Source organism: Kitasatospora sp. NPDC059803, from assembly GCF_042732255.1.
In the GTDB taxonomy this organism is placed as follows: Bacteria; Actinomycetota; Actinomycetes; order Streptomycetales; family Streptomycetaceae; genus Kitasatospora.
The window spans coordinates 1-3,512 of sequence record NZ_JBHWIJ010000334.1 but is presented as its reverse complement, the minus strand read 5'-3'; the positions used below and the strand labels follow the sequence as shown (position 1 = coordinate 3,512).

The window sequence follows — 3,512 nt, the reverse complement described above, 5'->3', positions numbered from 1 at the left end:
TCGTGCCCGCGCCGCCCACACAGAGGCGGTGCCCCCCCCCGCCCGGGGGCGCCCGCCCCGGGGAGTGGGGCCCCGCGCCACCCCGCCCCCCCCGGGCTCTCCCCCCCCCCCCCCCTGCCGGGTCGGCGTCAACTCGCCCTGGAGAGCACGTCCTTGGCGGCCGGTCCGACACTGCCTATCACCCGGCGGGCCAGTGAGCGGGGCGAGGTGAGGAAGCCGAAGCCCCAGCTGAGGTGCATGGTGGCGAGCGCCACCGGCAGCATCGCCCTGGCCTTGAAGGACAGGCCGCGGCCGCCGACCAGCCCGCCGCCGAGGATGCCCAGCAGGTAGGCGCCGGGCACCGCGAGGAGGGCCGGGTGGACGGCGACGCCCAGCACCAGCCCGAGGGTGACGGCCAGCAGGGCGGTCGGCGGGGCCAGGTAGCGGAGGTTGACCGAGCCGCGGTGGTAGCGGGTGACCACCCGGCGCCAACGGCCGTAGTCCTTGTACTGCTTGGCCAGCGCCTTCACCGACGGCCGGGGCCGGTAGGTCACCTTGAGCTGCGGGGTGAACCAGACCAGCCCGCCGTCCTGGCGGATCCGGTAGTTGAGCTCCCAGTCCTGGGCTCGGATGAACTCCTCGTTGTAGCCGCCGAGCTTCTCCAGCACCTCGCGCCGGAACACCCCGAGGTAGACGGTGTCCGCCGGGCCGGCCAGGCCGCCGGTGTGGAAGGCGGCGTTGCCGACACCGATCTTGGAGGTCATCGCGGCGGCGACCGCGTTCTCCCACTCGGTCTCGCCCTCGGCGTGCATGATGCCGCCGACGTTGGCGGCGTCCATCTCGTCGAGCAGCCGGACCGCGGTGGTGATGTAGCCGGGGGTGAGCAGCCCGTGGCCGTCCACGCGCACCACTATCGGATGGCGCGAGCCGCGGATCGCGGCGTTCAGCCCTGCCGGGGTGCGACCGGTGGGATTCGGCACGGTCCGTACCCGCGGGTCCTCCGCCACCAGTTCGGCCGCGATCTCCGCGGTCCGGTCGGTGGACGGACCGAGGGCGATCACCACCTCCATCGGCCCGGGGTACTCCTGGTCCAGGATGCGCCGGACCGCCGTCCGCAGGTGTCGTTCCTCGTTGAGCACCGGCATGATCACGGAGACAGCCGGCAGCTCCTCAGCAGCCTTGGTGTTCATCGGGGCCAACCGTACCGGTGCGGACACGTCTCCGTCTTGTCCCGGTCTGGGCCGCTGCTCGCAGCCCGCGACGCCCGATTGGACTCCTTGATCACGTCCACCGTACTCCGCTCCGCGTACGGGCCCGCAGCCGGGTCGGAACGGGCGGTTTCCGGAGGACGGGACGGAGCCCGGGAGGGCGCCCTCGACGGGGTTCGGCGGCGGCCGCGCGGGTTCGGTGCAGGTTCGGCGCAGGTTCAGAGCAGGTGGTGAACGATGGTGAAGAGCGCGTAGCCGGCCAGCGACAACCGGTTCAGCAGGTGCTGCGGGCCGCCCAGCCGGTCCGGCAGCGACCGGTGCGGGCGCAGGTCCGGCCGGTGGGCGGCGGTCGCGACGGCCCGGGCCAGCTCGACCGGGTCGTAGCGGTCCCCGAAGTGTCCGGCCAGCCAGGCGGCCGGGCGGCTGCCGACGGTGACCTCCTCGCCCGAGCGCAGCTGGACGGTGAGCAGGTTGCGGTGGACCGCGGCCGCGTTGATCTCCTGCCACCGGAAGGTCCGGGTGCGCAGCGCGGTGGCGATCCGCAGGCCGTCCCGGTCGGCGACCATCTGCCAGGAGAGGGTGCGGCCGCAGGCGAGGATCGCCACCGTGCCGGTCAGGAGCGGGTGCACCAGCCCGCCCCACCAGCCGCTCCGGCCGAGCAGCACGACCAGGCCCGCGAGCAGCAGGGCGGGCACCGGACCGGCCACCGCCCGCAGCGGCAGCGGCATCTCCCAGCGGCGGGCGGGCACCGGTTCGGCGTCCGGCCCGGCCGCGGGGGCGGCGGCCACCGTCTCGGCGGTCAGGGCGGCGACGGCCAGGTCCCGCTCCCGGTAGCCCTCGGTGCGCCGGCCCGGCCGCGGGGCCCGGGCGGCGGGGGCGACCACGGCCGCCACCCAGCGCGGGTCGTGGTCCAGCAGTCCGGGGCGGACCAGGAGCTGCTGCTCCGGCCCGTCGGGCCCCAGGTACAGCACGGCCGGCACGCTCCGGCCGGCGCGGGCGAGCCAGGCGGCGGCCTGCTCCGGGGTCAGCCGGTCGAAGACGTCCCCGAGCTCCTCCTCTTCCTCGTCGTAGGAGACTTCGAGTTCGAGGTGGTCGGCGTCGTCGTCCTCGGTCTCCAGGTGTTCGGGCACCCAGGCCGGGCCCTCGCCGTCCGGGGCGCCGTAGCGGGCCCAGCGGTAGCGGTCGCGCTCGACCAGCCGCCAGAGCGCGGGGCCGTCCGGCGGGCCGTCCAGCGGCTGCACCAGCAGGTCGCCCTGGGCGTCGGCGCGGACCCGGACGGCGAGGGCGGGCGCGGAGCCCGCGAAGGAGGGCCGGGAGCGGCGGGCGTTCGCGGTGGCGGCCGAGCCGAGCAGCAGCAGGCCGGGCAGGGCGAGCAGGCCGCCGGCGGTCAGCGCGCCGGTGAGGTCGTAGTCGTCGCCGGCGGCGCGGACGGCGTCGCCGTCCACCAGCAGCGGGACGGGCTCGCCGGGCTGCGGCGGCCGGGCCCACCAGACGTCCAGCCGGGCGGTGCGTTCCGGGCCGCCGCCAGGCGGGTGGAAGCGGACGGTCAGGACGCCGTCCTGGTCGGTGTCGCCCGCGGTGCCGGTGACCTGGTCGGCCCGTTCGGCGCTCGCCTGCTGCCGGGCCTGCCCCCACAGCCCGTACAGCGGGAACGCCAGGGCGGCGGCGAGCAGCAGTGCGCCGAGCGCGCGGCGCAGCACCGGCGGGCCGTCGGGGTGGACGGGCGAGGGCGCTCCGGCGGCGGTCCAGGGGAAGGGGACGGGCGGGGCCATCAGTTCGTCGAGCTGCTGGCGGGCGCGGCGGCGGCCGAGCTCGGCGCCGATCAGCGCGGCGGAGAGCAGCAGGTGGAGCAGGACGGCCGTCCAGCGGCAGAGCGGGGTGACCAGGCCGTGCGGGGCGTACCAGAGCACCGCGAGGACGGCCGGCGGGACCAGCGCCCGGCCGCGGAACCGGCCGGCCAGCAGGACCACTTCGGCGAGCACCGACCAGGCGGCCAGCGAGGAGCCCCAGGTGTCCCGGCAGACGCCTTGGACGTTGCAGTCGCCGGGGGTCGGCTCCACCGCGGTGGCCAGGATCACGAAGGCGGCCGGCAGCAGCGCCAACCAGCGGCTGTCCAGGCGCCAGGCGGTGCGGGCGGCGCGCCAGCGGGCGGCAGCGGCGGCGGTGAGGGGCGCGGCGCTGGGCAGCGGCGGGGCGTCCGGGGTATCCGGGGCGAACATCGGACGATCATCTCAGTCGGCCTGGGGCGGCCCGTGCCGCAGGGGCCGGGGGGGGGGCCCCCCCCCCCCCCGCCCCCCCCCCCCCCCCCCCCGCCCCCCCCCCCCC

At 77.0% G+C, this 3,512-nt stretch carries 2 protein-coding genes; both read right to left on the bottom strand.

Going from position 1 to position 3,512, the window contains the following annotated elements:
• Window positions 1–128: 128 nt before the first annotated feature.
• A complete protein-coding gene (locus ACFV6I_RS34205) occupies window positions 129–1,169 on the bottom strand; it encodes a glycosyltransferase family 2 protein (protein WP_063349120.1) in 1,041 nt (346 codons plus the stop codon).
• A 236-nt stretch (window positions 1,170–1,405) separates the two neighbouring features.
• The gene (locus ACFV6I_RS34200) at window positions 1,406–3,406 is read right to left on the bottom strand and encodes a hypothetical protein (protein WP_063349119.1); all 2,001 of its coding nucleotides are present in this window, start codon (window positions 3,404–3,406) and stop codon (window positions 1,406–1,408) included.
• Between the last annotated feature and the right edge of the window lie 106 nt (window positions 3,407–3,512).